The sequence below is a fragment of the Mameliella sp. LZ-28 genome (assembly GCF_012274245.1).
GTDB classification, from domain to species: Bacteria; Pseudomonadota; Alphaproteobacteria; order Rhodobacterales; family Rhodobacteraceae; genus Antarctobacter; species Antarctobacter albus.
Genome location: NZ_JAANYX010000032.1, coordinates 77,123 through 91,996 on the forward strand (window position 1 = coordinate 77,123; position 14,874 = coordinate 91,996).

Consider the following 14,874-nt stretch of genomic DNA (forward strand, 5'->3'; position numbering starts at 1 on the left):
ATGATGAGGATTGCGCAGATAGCCACGCTGTTGATTCTGACGGCGGGTGCGGGGCTGGCACAGCAAAGCACGGATACCGTCGCCCCCGAGGCGGCCACGGTGGATGGCGGCGGCTTTGCCGCCTTGTCGCCAGAGGTCGCCGCAGCGCTGGAGGCCAAGGAGGCCGGTCAACCGGTCAAGGCGCAGACATGGATGGTGGCGGCGGCCAACCCGCATGCCGTGCAGGCCGGGGCCGAGGTGCTGCGCGCCGGCGGCACGGCGGCGGATGCCATGATCGCCGTGCAGACGGTGCTGGGGCTGGTCGAGCCGCAAAGCTCGGGCATCGGCGGCGGGGCCTTTCTGGTCTGGCACGACGGCGAAACGGGCGAGATCACCACGCTGGACGGGCGGGAAACCGCACCTTTCGCAGCCACGCCCACCCTGTTCCAGACGGCGGATGGCGAGCCGATGGGATTCTGGGACGCGGTGATCGGGGGCCGTTCTGTCGGCGTGCCGGGCACGCCCGCGCTGATGCAGGCCGCACATGAGAAATGGGGCAAGTCCGACTGGGCCGGGCTGTTCGATGCGGCCACGCGGCTGGCGGACGAGGGGTTCGAGGTCTCGCCCCGTCTCAGCCAGCTGGTGCTGGCCAATGTCCCCGCGCTGACCCGCTACGAGCCTTCCGCCAACTACTTCCTGCCGGACGGCATGCCGCCCGTGGCCGGGACCGTGCTGAAAAACCCGGACTATGCCAATGTCATGCGCCGCATGGCCAGTGAAGGCGCGCAGGTGATCTACCAGGGTGAAATCGCGCAGGACATCGTCGACACGGTGCGCGGGTTCGAGCCCAACCCCGGCGTCATGAGCCTGGCCGACCTCGCCGCCTACGAGGTCAAGGAACGCCCGGCGGTCTGTGCGCCGTTCCGGGGGCTGGAAGTCTGCGGTATGGGCCCGCCCTCGTCCGGTGCGCTGACCGTGGGGCAGATCCTGGGGATGCTGGATGCCTCCGATCCAGGTGCCGCGGATGATCCGCAGACCTGGCGCAAGATTGGCGATGCCTCGCGTCTCGCCTTTGCCGACCGGGGCCGCTACATGGCGGACAGCGATTTTGTCCCGATGCCGACCGACGGGCTGGTCGATCCGGCTTACCTGGGCGAACGCGCGCGCCTGTTGGAAGGCGACGATGCCCTTCCGGAAGTGGCGCCGGGGATGCCGGCCTGGGATCACGCGATGCTCTGGGCCGATGACGAGAGTATCGAGTTCCCCTCGACCTCGCATATCTCGATCGTCGATCAGTACGGCAACGCACTGTCGATGACGACAACCATCGAGAACGGCTTTGGCTCGCGCCTGATGACCAACGGCTTCCTGCTGAACAACGAGCTGACGGATTTCTCGTTCCGCTCGCACCAGGACGGGGTGCCCATCGCCAACGCAGTGGCGCCGGGCAAGCGGCCGCGGTCGTCGATGTCGCCCACCATCGTGCGCGAAGAGGGCAAGCCGGTGCTGGTGATCGGATCACCCGGCGGGTCGCGGATCATCGGCTATGTCGCGCAGGCGATCATCGCGCATGTGGACTGGGGCATGGACGTGCAGCAGGCGGTGGCCATGCCGCATGGCGTCAACCGTTTCGGCACCTTCGACTTGGAGGCCGGAACGCCGATTGCCGACATGGCGACCGCCCTGGCAGAGATGGGGTTCAACACCGATGTGCGTGATTTGAATTCCGGCCTGCATGCCATCGCCATCGGGGCGGAGGGTCTGCAGGGTGGCGCTGATCCGCGCCGCGAGGGCATCGCGCTGGGCGAGTGACATCGGCTCAGCCGGACAGGCGCAGGCAAGCCCCCCGGTGGCGGGACTTGTCTGCGTACATCCGCGCATCCGCCCTTTTCAGCAGCATGTCCACGTCGCTGCCGTCATGCGGGGCCGTGGCCCGGCCAAAGGCGGCGTCGATGCCGGGCAGGACGATATCCGTACCGCCCGGCCGTTCCAATGTCATCGGCCGGGCCAATGCCGCGCGCAGGTCGTTGACACAGGTCAGCATCGCCCGCTGGCTGGTGTCCGGGCGCCAGATGCCGAATTCATCGCCGCCCAGCCGGGCGGCGCTGGCGTCGTTGCGCAGGGTTTCGCGCAGCCGTCGGGCGACCCGGCTCAGGACCTCATCGCCGGCGCAATGGCCGTACTGGTCGTTGATCGGCTTGAATCCGTTGAGGTCGATGTAGATCAGCCCGACAGTGCCCTGAGGACTGGCAAGCAGCCGCTGTCCTTCTTCACGGAAACTGCGGGCGTTCATCAGGCCGGTCAGCGGATCGGTCATGGCAAGGCTGGACAGCCGCCGCGCCGTATGGCGCAGCCTGTCGCGTTCCTCTTCCGTCTGACTCAACCGGCGGCGCGTGCTGTCCTGCTGGCGTTCCAGCGAAGTGAGCCGTGCGGCAAAAAGGTTGGATGGGTCGGATTTCAGCATTACCAAGGGATTTTCCATGCCGGGCAGGGGATCGATCCGCCAGGCCTGGAATGTCATCGGTTCCTCGGTAAAGGTCAGACGCAGCGGAATCCCGCGCGAGGTGGAAATCGCCTGTTTCAGCCCCTTTGTCATGGTGTCGGCATCTTCGCGGGCCAGGCTGGCCAGTTGCAGGCCGACCTGCAGCCCGGGAAGGTCGCGCGCGTGGCGGTTGGCCAGAAGGACGGTCCACTGGTCATCCAGCAGCATCATCGCGCGGGGGGCGCGCTCGATTGCCTGGCCGATAGCACCCAGGGCCGCGTCCAGCACGGCGTCGGTCACGGTCATCCCGCTGCCCGGCTCCGGGACAGGGTGAAGCCCTGACCCCGGTCCTGGCTGTTTGCGCGCAAAAGACCCTTCATGCGAAAAACTCGTAGATGTCGCCATCCTCGCTCCGGACCAGGTGGACCGTGACATGGCAACGGGAATGTCCCATCGACAGTGCCTCGTCGATCTCGACCGAGGCATAGCCATTCGCTTCGGCAGCGATGCGGCCAAAAACGTTGGTGGTCATCATGCACAACGAGGGCCTGCCCTCGACCCGCTTGCCAAAGGGGCAACTGGAGGCGGTGAATACCAGTTTGTCCGGCCCTGCCTCGACCAGTTCGAAATGCCCGCCGATCTTTTGCTTGAGATCACACAGGATGCGACCGATTTCGACCGGTTCACCAGGCAGAGCGCCGTCATCATCACGGTAGCGGTCGGCAATGCTGCGGCCCATGTCGTCGCCGACACGCGCGACAAAGGCCGAAGCCTCATCCATGCCCACGACTTCCTGAAGGGTGCCGGACAAGGCCCCGACGATATCCGCGAAGAAACCCTTGGGATTCAGGTCGTCGATGTCGGACTTCGGGGGCGTCGGGGCCATCGGGGCCTCCAGCAAACGAATAAACTCGGTTAACAGAACATCAAAAAGGTTAAAATGCAGTAAATCTTTAACCTGGGTTTACGCGCTCACGGACTCGTCAACTCGCTCATTTGGGGGGGGGCTCCGCCGGCGAATGGGACGCCGACGGAGCAGGGGACCCGGGTCAGCCCATTTCCTTGTAGGAGATTTCGCGCGTGTCGGCGCCCGGTCCCATCTTGGAGCGGCGCACCATGAGCCGGTTCAGCGCCTGGATATAGGCACGCACGGAGGCGACGACCGTATCGGTGTCCGCCGACTGGCCGGTGGCGATGATGCCGTCCTCTTCAAGCCGCACGGAAACGGTGGCCTGGGCGTCGGTGCCCTCGGTCACGGCGTGCACCTGGTAGAGCTGCAGCCGCGCCTTGTTGGGGTGCAGTTCGCGCACGGCCTTGAAACAGGCATCCACGGGGCCGTCGCCGTGGCAGGTCGCGCTCTGGTCCTGGCCATCGACTTCCATTTCAAGCTGCGCCTCGGCCGGACCGCCGGTGCCGCAGACCACCCGCAGGTTCACCAGTTCAAGGCGGTTCGAATCGCCGTCGGTGGTTGCGGTGACAAGCGCCAGAATGTCGTCGTCAAAGACCTCTTTCTTGCGGTCGGCAAGATCCTTGAACCGCACGAAGATGTCCTTGAGCTGGTTGTCCCCGACCTCGACACCAAGGTCCTTGAGCTTGGCCCGCAGCGCGGCGCGGCCCGAATGCTTGCCCAGCGGCAAGGAGGTGCCCGCGATGCCCACATCCTCGGGCCGCATGATCTCGAAGGTCTCGGCGTTCTTCAGCATCCCGTCCTGGTGGATGCCGCTTTCGTGGGCAAAGGCGTTCTTGCCGACGATGGCCTTGTTGAACTGTACCGGGAAGCCCGACACCGTCGAGACGCGGCGCGAGATATGCATGATCTTCTTTGTGTCGATCTCGGTGTAGTAGGGCATGATGTCGCCCCGCACCTTGAGCGCCATGACCACCTCTTCGAGGGCCGTGTTGCCCGCTCTTTCGCCAAGGCCGTTGATGGTGCATTCGATCTGGCGTGCGCCACCCGCGACGGCGGCAAGGGCGTTCGCCGTCGCCATGCCAAGGTCGTTGTGGCAATGGGTGGCAAAGACCACCTCGTCACCGCCGGGCACGGTTTCGATCAGCTTGCGGATCAGGTCGGCGCTTTCGACCGGGGCGGTATAGCCCACCGTGTCGGGAATGTTGATCGTGGTGGCGCCCGCCTTGATGGCGATCTCGACCACGCGGCAGAGGTAATCCCATTCCGTCCGGGTCGCATCCATCGGCGACCATTGCACGTTGTCGCAGAGGTTGCGGGCGTGGGTCACGGTCTCGTGGATGCGCTCGGCCATCTCGTCCATCGTGAGGTTCGGAATGGCGCGGTGCAGCGGCGAGGTGCCGATGAAGGTGTGGATGCGCGGCCGTGCGGATTTCTTGACGGCCTCCCAGCAGCGGTCGATGTCGGGCAGCTGCGCGCGGGCAAGGCCGCAGATCACGGCCTGTTTGGACCGTTGGGCGATTTCGGAAACGGCGCGAAAGTCGCCTTCGGAGGCGATCGGAAAACCGGCCTCGATGATGTCGACGCCCATGTCATCGAGCAGCTCTGCGATCTCGAGCTTTTCGTCATGGGTCATGGTGGCGCCGGGCGATTGTTCGCCGTCGCGAAGGGTGGTGTCGAAGATGACGACGCGGTCTTTTTCGGTGCTCATGGTCTTTCCTCAGCTATGCGGGCGGGCCGCCGGGGCGGTCCGGACTGTCTTGAGGGGTGACCTGCGGGCACGCGCGCCGGGTCCGCGAAAGCGGAAGGATGACGGCCCCGGTTCTGGCCTGATGTGTCTGTCATCGGAAAGGTCCCAACTCGTGTGCGTGCAGGTCCCGGCGCGTCACACATCTCCTCTGAGCACGCGCGCCGAGGGGGCCACGCTCAGAGGCGAGTTAGCAGTAGACCGGCGCCAAGCGCAAAGACCGCCGAAAGGCGGGTCTGAGGGGCGTTATGGCGGGTCGTGATCATGACGGCCAATATACGGAGCAAATTCCAAATGAAAACCCGGTTTCGACGGGAAAATTCGACACTCTGCAAAACAACCTAAAGACGATTCGTCTATAAGTTTCGCTATTTAAAATAGAAGTCAAGAATTCACCTGAGGGGGATTTTCTTCAACACTGTACCCTCAAAAGTTGATTCCCCGGGTTTGGAGGCCCTCGTTATGAACAGAATTTTTCTATTGTTGTCAGCGCTATGCCTGTCGTCGCCAGCCGCGGCGCAACCGATCTACAGCGATGGCGTGACGCAATACGCCAGCGTTCAGTCCCAGCAATGGGTGAATTGCGCCAAGGAGGGCAAGGACTGCGAACCCGGGACCAGCGACCTGGTCATCACTCGTTACGGCATCAGCGAGGATTTCACCTTTTTCATCACCAAGGGTCTGGAAAAGGTTCCCTGCAAGAACTTCTGGGGCGACCCGTCGCGCGGGACAGACAAGGAATGCGCCTACATTCGCGAGAACCTGTTTGGTGTGCCGCCGGATGAAACCTTTGCCAAGGTTGCGGACGAAGGAAAGGATTTCAGCAATCCGAACGGCGAATACCGCTGGGTCCGCTACGGCACCGGGGGCAAGTGGGCCTACACGCTGATCGGCGGATCAAACAGCCAGAAGATCGCCTGCACCAATGATTATTTCGGGTTCGATCCGGTCAAGGGCAGCGACAAGGTCTGCCAGATGGGTGATGCCTATACCCTGGGCTACGGCGACGTGATCGAATGCGCCACCGAGGACCGCGAATGCCAGATGAACGTGGGTGACGTCGTCATGGTCCGTTACGGGGCCGAGGATCGCTATGACATCCGGTTCGTCCACCACACCGGAAATGCCTTCCCCTGCGAGAACAACTTTTTCGGGGTCGACCCGATCCACACCGGCAAGCGCTGCTACTACCAGGCGCAAAAGCCCTTGTCGGTGAACACCGTGGGGCGCTGGGAAAAGGTGATTTCCTGCGATGGCAAGAACTGCCCGATCAGCCATGAAATTTCGGTCGGGACAACCAAGACCAACAGCTGGACCACGACCCAGCAATGGGGGATCACGGTCACGGAATCGATGGAAGCGGGGCTGACCATCCTGGGCACCGGGGTCAAGGCCTCGGCCTCGATCTCGCAGTCCTACGCGGCCTCGTTCGCCTTCACCTCGGCGCTGTCGAAATCGGTGACGCAGAACTACACCGCGACCTGCGATCCCAGCGGGGAATATTCCAGCCGCGCGTTGTGGCAATTCTCGACCGGGACCGGCGAGACATGCCTGGAATCCGGAACCTGTGACGGGGCGACCTTCACGGCGGAATATCTCTGTGTCGGTGACGCGCCCGGGGACTACGTGGGTCCGGCCTGCATCCCCGGATATTGCGCGGACGAACTGTGCACGGTCTGCACCTACGAGGACGCCGCGGCAGAGTGATGCCACGCGTTCCCGCCTGAAACCACGGGGCGCCCTTGGGCGCCCCGTTCGCCTGCAATGCTGCGTTTGCCTTGTGGCACACATCAGGCATACTTGCCCCGAGGCAAGATAATCGGGGCAGAGCCATGATAAGAATTCTGGCGGCACTGCTGGTGCTGTATGCAGGGGCCGCATTGGCGCAGGGCCGGGACTCGGCGCGCGTCTACGTCTTTGGCAACTCGCTGGTCCATCACCAGAGCGAGACATCGGACCATACCAACGTTCCCCACTGGATGAACCAGATGGCGAGGGCGGATGGCCGATCGCTGGCTCTGGACGGGCAATGGGGGTTTCTCAGGAACTTTGCCGACAGTCTGCCGCCAACGGCGAACTGGTCCTTTCCGGGGGTGCAGGGCGCCTGGTCGCCGGGGCAGGGGCCGTTCCGCGACGGGCGCTACGACGCGGTAATCGCGACGCCCGCGAACTTCATCCAGTACCAGTTGCCCGACGTGCCCTATGACGGCGACAATCCGGAAGGGGAAAGCCCGCTGGGCGCCTTGCAGCGGATCTTTGACTGGGTCGAGGTCAACAGCCCGGGCACGCGGCTGTTTGTCTACGAGGGCTGGTCGGACATGGCCAGTTTCTCACGCAACTTCCCGCCCTCGAACCGGCAGTTGCGCCGGTATCACGATTTCAACGCGGGCGAATACCACCAGTGGTATCGCGACCTGCTGAACGTGATGTCCGTCACCCGTCCCGACACGCAGGTCGAGGTGATCCCGGTGGCCTCGATCCTGGCCGGGTTCTTTCAGCGGGGCGGCCTGCTGGAGGGGCTGCCGGCAGAGGCGCTTTATACCGATAACGCGCCGCACGGGACGCCGACGCTCTACATGCTGGCGGCGATGGTCACCTATGCCTGGATCTACGACGCGCCGCCGCCGGAGGGATTCTTGCCCCCCGCGACGCTGCATCCGGACGTGGTGGCCAACTATGCCCAACTGGCAGAGGCGATCTGGCAACAGGTGCCGCAGCGCGAGGCCACGGCCCCCGCGCCCGGCGATCCGCCGACAGAGGAGGCCCGCGCTCCGGACCTGCCCGAACGCCAGCCAATTTCGCTGCCGCCGCGTGGTGTCAGGCCCCAGGGTGCCCCGGCGCTGGGGATTGGCCTGAACGGCATTTCCGACTGGTCGACCCAGCATCCCTTTCTCGACCTGATGAAATCCTCGCGCGGCTGGGTCGGCAACATCGGTGACCGATGGGGCGCCGTCAGCACCGAGGAGTTGCGCGCCGGCGGTCACCTGGACGAGGACGACTGGCCCTTGCGGATGCCCGAAGGGGTCGACGCCATCGAAACCGTGATCCTGACGAACCAGCCCAGGGACGCGGCGTCCCTGCGCGGTGACTATGTCCTGACCTATGACGGCAAGGCCGAGTTCAAGCTGGTCGGCCGGGCCCGGCGCGTTCGGAACGAGCCGGGCCGCATGACCTTCAGTTATGAACCGGGCGAGGGGCTGGTGGCGCTGTCGATCACCGCGATCGACCCCGCCGACCCGATCCGCAACATCGTCATCCTGCGCGAAGAGCACGAGGCGCTGTACCGCGCCGGGGCGTTGTTCAACCCGGATTTCCTGGCCCGGATCGAGGACGTGCGCGTGTTGCGCTTCATGGACTGGATGATCACCAACGGCTCTCCGGTGACGGGATGGGACACGCGGCCGACGATGGCAACGGCCAGCTGGTCGGAATGGGGCGTGCCGGTCGAGGTCATGGTGCGGCTGGCCAATCTTGTGGGTGCGGATGCCTGGTTCAACATGCCCCACCTGGCCGATGACGATTACGTCCGCCGCTTTGCCGAGATCGTCGAACGTGACCTTGATCCCCGCCTGAGGGCTTATGTCGAACTGTCCAACGAGGTCTGGAACCCCGGTTTCCCGCAGGCGGCCTGGGCGCGCGGCCAGGCAGAGGCGCTCTGGGGCGCGACGGACCAAGGATGGGCGCAATTCTACGGGCTGCGGGCAGCGCAGGTCATGGACATCTGGACCGAGGTTTTCGGCGAAAAAACTGATCGCCTGGTGCGGGTGGTGGCGACGCATACCGGCTGGCCCGGGCTGGAACAGGAGATCCTGCAAGCGCCCCTGGCCTTTCTGCGGCTGGGGCACATGCCGGTCGACAGTTTCGACGCCTACGCGGTGACCGGCTATTTCGGCTACGAGATGGGCGGCGAGGAAATGGCGCAGCGCATGGACGGCTGGCTGGATGCGGCCGCCGATCTTGCCCAGGATGCGGGCGCGGCCGAGGGCCTGCAGCGGGTCGCCCTGCGGGAATTCGTCAAGGACCGCCAGTTCGAGGCCGCCATCGCCCCCGTGGCCGAGGCGCTGGAGAAAGGGTCGTTGCGGCAGCTGGTCGAGGAGATCTTTCCCTATCACGCCAGGGTGGCCCGCAAGCATGACCTGCGGCTGATCATGTATGAGGGCGGCACGCACCTGGTGGGACATGGCGCGCGGGTCAATGACGAAAGGCTGACCGCCTTCTTCGAGGTGTTCAGCTATACACCCGAAATGGCACGCCTGTACGAGATCCTCCTGGCCGGATGGGTCGATGCCGGCGGCGTGCTGTTCAACGCGTTCGTTGACGTGGCGCCCTCGTCCATGTGGGGCAGCTGGGGCGCCCTGCGGTATCTCGAGGACGAGAACCCGCGCTGGGACATGCTGATGGCCTACAACGCCTCTGGCCCCAACGGCTGGGAAGCGCGGGACAAGGCTGCTTTTCTGAACGGTGTCAGGCTGCTGGGCGCCGAGGGCCGTATCCAGGGCACCGCGCAGGAAGACTATCTGACCGGCGGGCCGGGGGACGATGTTCTGGTCTCTGGCGGGGGCGCGGACGTGCTGAACGGGGGGCCGGGGCAGGATCGCGTGATCTTGAGTGGAGAGCGTGCAGGCTATGAGTTCACACGGGAAAACGGCACTGTTCTTGCGCGTGCCGACAGCGGCCCCGTTCGCATGGCAGGGATCGAAGAGGTGGTCTTTGACGCCGTCCCCGACACCGTGATCCCGCTGGCAGACCTGCTCCGCTGAAAGCCATCGCCCGCGCCGCGATTGTCATTACGACTTTGAAGGGGCACACTCGGCCCGACGACATTTCGACAATCCGGCACAGGTTAAGGGGTAGATCACATGGCGGTTTCGACGGGGGCCATTCATTTCACGGGAAATTTCACGGGACCGAACGGCGACGGAACGAGCAATCCGCACGAGCTGATTTCCTTCATCGCGGTCCATCCGATCCCGGCAGGTGAGGTCATCGTGCTGCACGCGCCGGAGGCGGGATCGGATTCGACGATCACCTTTACCGTCGGCCCGGCCGGGCTGGCGCCGCTGGACCGGGTCACGATCGCCGAAGGGGTAGGAGGGGCCCAGGGGGCGACTGCGCTGCTGGAGGATCCATCCGGCGGATCCGTTACCCCGGCGGCGGGCGACCTGTGGTCGATCACGGGGGCGGACAATATCATCGCCTCTTCCAACGGTCAGGCGATTGCCGCGATTTCCAACCGTGGCGCCTGGGACGTGAACTTTGCCGAAACCGGGCTGAGCCGGACGAATATCGACATCGCCATTGCCAATGACGATCCCAGCCCGGTGATCGACAATATCACCGCCGACAGTGGGGATGACGAGAACGCGCTGTTTGCCGGTACGGACATCGCCGATATCGACGACCCTGCTTTCTGGGTCCACACGGACGTGAACCAGGACTATGCGGCGCCGAATATCAGCGGCACCACCTTTGCCACGCAGGACGCCGGCATCACCTGTTTCCTGGCCGGGACCGGGATGGCGACCCCCGATGGCGCGCGCGCGGTCGAGGACCTGGCACCGGGTGACCTGTTGCGAACCCTGGACGGGCGCGATGTGCCGGTGCGCTGGGTCGGCAGGACCACCGTTTCGACCGGTTTCGGACCGGCCGAGCGTCTGATGCCGGTGCGCATCCGGGCCGGTGCGCTGGGCGACGGCCTGCCGTTGCGCGACTTGCTGTTGACCGCGGATCACGCGCTTTATCTGGATGGAATGCTGGTGAACGCCGGGGCGCTGGTGGATGGCGCGGGTATCGCGCAGGTGCCCCTGTCTCGGATGGGAGAGCGGTACACCGTCTACCATGTCGAGACCGAGGCGCACGAGGTCCTGCTGGCAGAGGGGGCGCCTGCCGAGAGCTATGTCGATTACGCGGGGCGGCGAAGCTTTGACAACTTTGCCGATTACATGGCGCGCTACGGGACAGAGAGGGTGATCCCGGAAATGGCCTGCGCGCGGATCTCGTCGCGGCGGCAGGTGCCGGAGAGGCTGCGCAAGCGTCTTGTGGCCTGAACCGGGCAATCGGGCGGGTGGATGAAACCCGCCTTACGCCTCGGGGCCCGTGGCCGGGGTCCGCAGGCGCTCGATCTCTTCGACCAGAACCTCGGCACCTAGCGACGCGCGGAAATTCTCGACGATGTGCAGGCGACCGGCCTCTGACAGGCGCATCAGCGCGTCCGGATCGCCGACCAGGCTGCGGATCGTGCGGGCCAGCATCCCGGGGTTCTTCGGCTCCACCAGGTAGCCGGTGGAGCCGTCGGTGATCAGTTCGGGCACCCCGCCCGCGTCGGTGCCGATGGTCGGAACACCCATCGACATGGCCTCCATGTAGGCGACGCCCAGGGGTTCGTGCCAACTGGCCAGGACGAACAGGTGCGACTCTTCCAGCTTGTCCTTGACCTCGCCCGCGTCGATGGCCCCCAAAAGCTTGACGTGATCCTGCAGGCGCAGCCGCTTCAGCGTCTCTTCCAGCTCAATCCGGTAGCCGGTGCCGCCGTCGTCATCCTCTCCGGCGATCTCGACACGCACGTCGACGCCCTGATCCAGTAGCTGGCGAGTGGCGGCCATCAGGTCCTGGTGCCCCTTGACCACGTTCAGGCGCCCGCAGGCGAATATGCGGATCGGGCGGCCGTGTTCGGGTGGCTGGTAGGGCGTGCGGCGCTGCAGTTTCTCGGTGTCCACACCCATCGGACGGATGATCCGGCGCTCCGGCAGCGATCCGGCCAGGGTCTCTTCGATCTCGGCCAGGATCTTGCGGGTGATGATGGTGGCAAAGCTGGCGTGCCGCCATTTCACCCGCTGGCCGGGGCCGTAATCCGACAGCGGCCCGTGCAGGGTCAGTGAATAGCGAGGCCCGCCCATCAGGTGCGCGAAACAGGCGATCAGGGCGACACGCCCGCAGGAATGGGCATGGATGTGATCCAGCCCGCGCGCCGCCGCCTCGCGCCGCAGCCGTTCGGCGGCGGCCATCGTGATCAGCGCGTCCCGGGCGAATCCCGGTCCCTCGCGCAGCATCCACAGGGGCAGGCCCCTTGTGCTCAGCTTGGCCAGCGCCACGGCGGCGGGCAGGGGGTCGACATGGCCCAGGTAGGTGGTGCGCGCGATCGCCCGGTCGGACCAGTCGTGCGAAATCAGGCGGCGTGGCGGCTTGCGGGTCGAGAATACATGAACCTCATGGCCCATCGCCTCCAGCGCGCGGATTTCGCGCCAGAAAAAGATGTGCGTCTGTCCCGGGAATTGCGGGACGATGTACCCTATACGCAAGCCTTGCGTCACCTGATAATCCTATGGATGGCAGCCGCGCCTCTTGTGGGGCGTTCGTCGTTATCAAACCTAATCGATTCCATGCTTTGGCCACAGTTCCGCAGCAGTTTCCAGAGCAAGGCGAGGTGTATTTTTTTCATGTGTGGCCCCAGTGGTACGGGTGTGAGTGCGGGATATGGATACAACCATGCAGAGGCGGAACGCGGGCGTTTCGATCATTCTTCCGGCAAGCAACGAGGCAGCGCTGATCGGCGGCTGCCTCGAAGCATTGCTGGCCTCTGACGGGCCCGGCGATCACGGGGTCGAGGTTATCGTCGTGGCCAATGGCTGCCGCGACGACACGGCCGGACTCGCCCGGGCATTCGCCGCGCGCATGGCGGCGCGGGGCTGGAATCTGGAGGTGATCGAACGTCCGGCGGGCGGCAAGCCCGGTGCGCTGAATGCCGGGGACGCGGCGGCCAGCGGGGCGATCCGGATCTACCTGGACGCGGATGTGACCGTCACGCCGGACCTGTTGACCCAGTTGGTCAGGGCGCTGGACGTGGATGCCCCGCGTTATGCCAGCGGCCGGGTCGAAATCGCCGCAGAGGGCGCGATCAGCCGGGCCTATGCGCGGATCTGGCGGCGTGTCCCCTTCATGCGGGACGTGGTCCCGGGTTGCGGCCTCTTCGCGGTGAATGCGGCGGGCCGGGCCCGCTGGGGCGCCTTCCCCGAAATCATCTCGGACGACATCTATGTCCGGCTGCAATTCCGCCCGGGTGAACGCCAGGGCGTGCCGGCCCCCTATCGCTGGCCCATCGCCGAGGGTTGGCGCAACCTGGTCAAGGTGCGCAGGCGGCAGAACGCCGGCGTGGACGAGATTGCCGCGCTTTACCCGGGCTTGACCCGGAACGAGGACAAGCCAGGCTTTCCCCTGTCGGAAAAGCTGGGTCTCGCGCTGCGCGATCCGCTGGGCTTCGCGGTCTACGCGGGCGTCGCGCTGGCGGTAAGGTTGACTCCGCGTGCCAGGCAGGACTGGAGCCGTGGACGATGAGCGCGATGGACGCCTTCCGAAGCGGGTCCGTCACCGCGCGGGCGATGCGGTCGTCGCTGTTCACGCTGGGCAGTTTTGGCTTTGGCCAGGTGGTGCGGCTGGGATCGAACCTGATCCTGACCCGGTTGCTGTTCCCCGAGGCCTTTGGCCTGATGGCGCTGGTCATGGTCTTTCTCATGGGGCTGGGCCAGTTTTCGGACGTCGGCGTGACGCCGGCGATCATGCAGTCGAAACGCGGTGACGATCAGGACTTTCTGGATACCGCCTGGACGATACAGGTGGCACGGGGCATCGGCCTGTGGCTTGTGGCCTGCGGATTGGCCTGGCCGATGGCCTGGGTCTATGACCAGCCCTTGCTGACATACGTCCTGCCCGTTTCGGCGCTGACCCTGCTGATCACCGGGTTCAGGCCAACGCGGATGATCACCGCGAACCGACACCTTTTGATGGGCCGGGTCACTGTCCTGGACATGGCCACGCAACTGGCGGGCGTTGCCGTTGCCGTGGCCCTGGCCTGGTGGTGGGGCTCGGTCTGGGCCCTGGTGATCTCGGGCGTGATCGGCGCCCTGATCGAGGTGGTGCTGAACTGGCGCTACCTGCCCGGCCCGGCCAACCGCCTGCGCTGGGAAGGCACGGCTGCGCGCGAGCTGATTTCCTTCGGGAAATGGGTGTTCCTGGCCACGGTCTGCGGCTTTTTCTTTACCCAGGCCGACAAGATGCTGATCGGCAAGTTCATCGCGCTGGATGCCTTCGGTGTCTACAACATCGGGTTCTTCTGGGCCTCCTTCCCGCTGATGCTGGGAAATCTTCTGACTCACAAGATCCTGATCCCGGTCTACCGGGAAACCCCACCGACGGAAAGCCGCGAGAACTTCCTGAAACTGCGCAAGATGCGCTTTGCCGTGTCCATCGGCTTGATCGGCTTTGTCGGAATCTTTGCCCTGATGGGCGTTTGGCTGGTACAAACGTTGTATGATGCGCGTTACGCCGCCGCGGGGGCGGTGGCGGTGGTCCTGGCCTGTGCGCAGATCCCGATGCTGATCGTCATGACCTACGATCAGGCGGCGCTCGCGGCGGGGGACTCGCGCCGGTACTTCTACCTGGCGCTGGCCCGTGCGGTGCTGATGGTGGGCTGTATCCTGATCGGGCTGCAGGCGGCTGGGCTGATCGGGGCGCTTGTCGGGCAGGCGGCGGCCTTTACGCTGGCCTATCCGGTGGTGGTCTGGCTGGCGCGCCGCATGGGCGCCTGGGACGCGCTGCACGACGTCGTTTTTGCCTGTGCCGGGCTGTTTCTGGCAGGGCTCGCCATTTGGTTGAACTGGGGTCCGATTCTGCACCTGTCACAGCAGGGTGGATAAGGCCGGTGTCCCGAAAGGCGACAATTTCGAAAGGATTGGTTCATTGTCCAGACCCAGTTCAGGCTATCCG

The 14,874-nt window shown here is 65.0% G+C and carries 10 protein-coding genes; 6 read left to right on the plus strand and 4 right to left on the minus strand.

Annotated elements, in window-relative coordinates:
* Window positions 1–1,791, plus strand: coding sequence for a gamma-glutamyltransferase (ggt, locus tag G9Q80_RS15675; protein WP_447257677.1), 1,791 nt, complete (start codon window positions 1–3; stop codon window positions 1,789–1,791).
* 7 nt (window positions 1,792–1,798) lie between these two features.
* On the opposite strand, the gene G9Q80_RS15680 is transcribed toward ggt, so the two are convergent.
* From G9Q80_RS15680 to G9Q80_RS15690, 3 genes are all read right to left on the minus strand, one after another.
* Window positions 1,799–2,767, minus strand: a complete 969-nt coding sequence (locus G9Q80_RS15680; protein ID WP_157903801.1) for a GGDEF domain-containing protein — start codon at window positions 2,765–2,767, stop codon at window positions 1,799–1,801.
* 70 nt (window positions 2,768–2,837) lie between these two features.
* Complete coding sequence (locus G9Q80_RS15685) at window positions 2,838–3,347, minus strand: methanogen output domain 1-containing protein (RefSeq protein ID WP_043140295.1); 510 nt, start codon at window positions 3,345–3,347, stop codon at window positions 2,838–2,840.
* 163 nt (window positions 3,348–3,510) lie between these two features.
* Window positions 3,511–5,079 (minus strand): 2-isopropylmalate synthase, encoded by a 1,569-nt coding sequence (locus G9Q80_RS15690; RefSeq protein ID WP_069210451.1) that lies wholly within the window; start codon window positions 5,077–5,079, stop codon window positions 3,511–3,513.
* 498 nt (window positions 5,080–5,577) lie between these two features.
* Between G9Q80_RS15690 and G9Q80_RS15695 the strand changes: the two genes are divergently transcribed.
* From G9Q80_RS15695 to G9Q80_RS15705, 3 genes are all read left to right on the plus strand, one after another.
* Window positions 5,578–6,822, plus strand: a complete 1,245-nt coding sequence (locus G9Q80_RS15695) for a hypothetical protein (RefSeq protein ID WP_133065698.1) — start codon at window positions 5,578–5,580, stop codon at window positions 6,820–6,822.
* A 125-nt stretch (window positions 6,823–6,947) separates the two neighbouring features.
* Window positions 6,948–9,875 carry a calcium-binding protein gene (locus tag G9Q80_RS15700; protein WP_088714597.1) on the plus strand — a complete coding sequence of 976 codons (2,928 nt, stop codon included), beginning with the start codon at window positions 6,948–6,950 and terminating at the stop codon, window positions 9,873–9,875.
* A 99-nt stretch (window positions 9,876–9,974) separates the two neighbouring features.
* A complete protein-coding gene (locus tag G9Q80_RS15705; RefSeq protein ID WP_088714598.1) occupies window positions 9,975–11,162 on the plus strand; it encodes a Hint domain-containing protein in 1,188 nt (395 codons plus the stop codon).
* Between the two features lie 33 nt (window positions 11,163–11,195).
* On the opposite strand, the gene epsE is transcribed toward G9Q80_RS15705, so the two are convergent.
* Window positions 11,196–12,413 (minus strand): exopolysaccharide biosynthesis GT4 family glycosyltransferase EpsE, encoded by a 1,218-nt coding sequence (gene epsE / locus G9Q80_RS15710; protein WP_052244435.1) that lies wholly within the window; start codon window positions 12,411–12,413, stop codon window positions 11,196–11,198.
* A 187-nt stretch (window positions 12,414–12,600) separates the two neighbouring features.
* On the opposite strand from epsE, the gene G9Q80_RS15715 reads away from it, so the two are divergent.
* Window positions 12,601–13,446, plus strand: coding sequence for a glycosyltransferase family 2 protein (locus G9Q80_RS15715; protein ID WP_088714820.1), 846 nt, complete (start codon window positions 12,601–12,603; stop codon window positions 13,444–13,446).
* The gene (locus G9Q80_RS15720; RefSeq protein WP_043140304.1) at window positions 13,443–14,804 is read left to right on the plus strand and encodes an oligosaccharide flippase family protein; all 1,362 of its coding nucleotides are present in this window, start codon (window positions 13,443–13,445) and stop codon (window positions 14,802–14,804) included. The genes G9Q80_RS15715 and G9Q80_RS15720 overlap by 4 nt, the downstream gene beginning before the upstream one ends.
* Window positions 14,805–14,874: the final 70 nt, after the last annotated feature.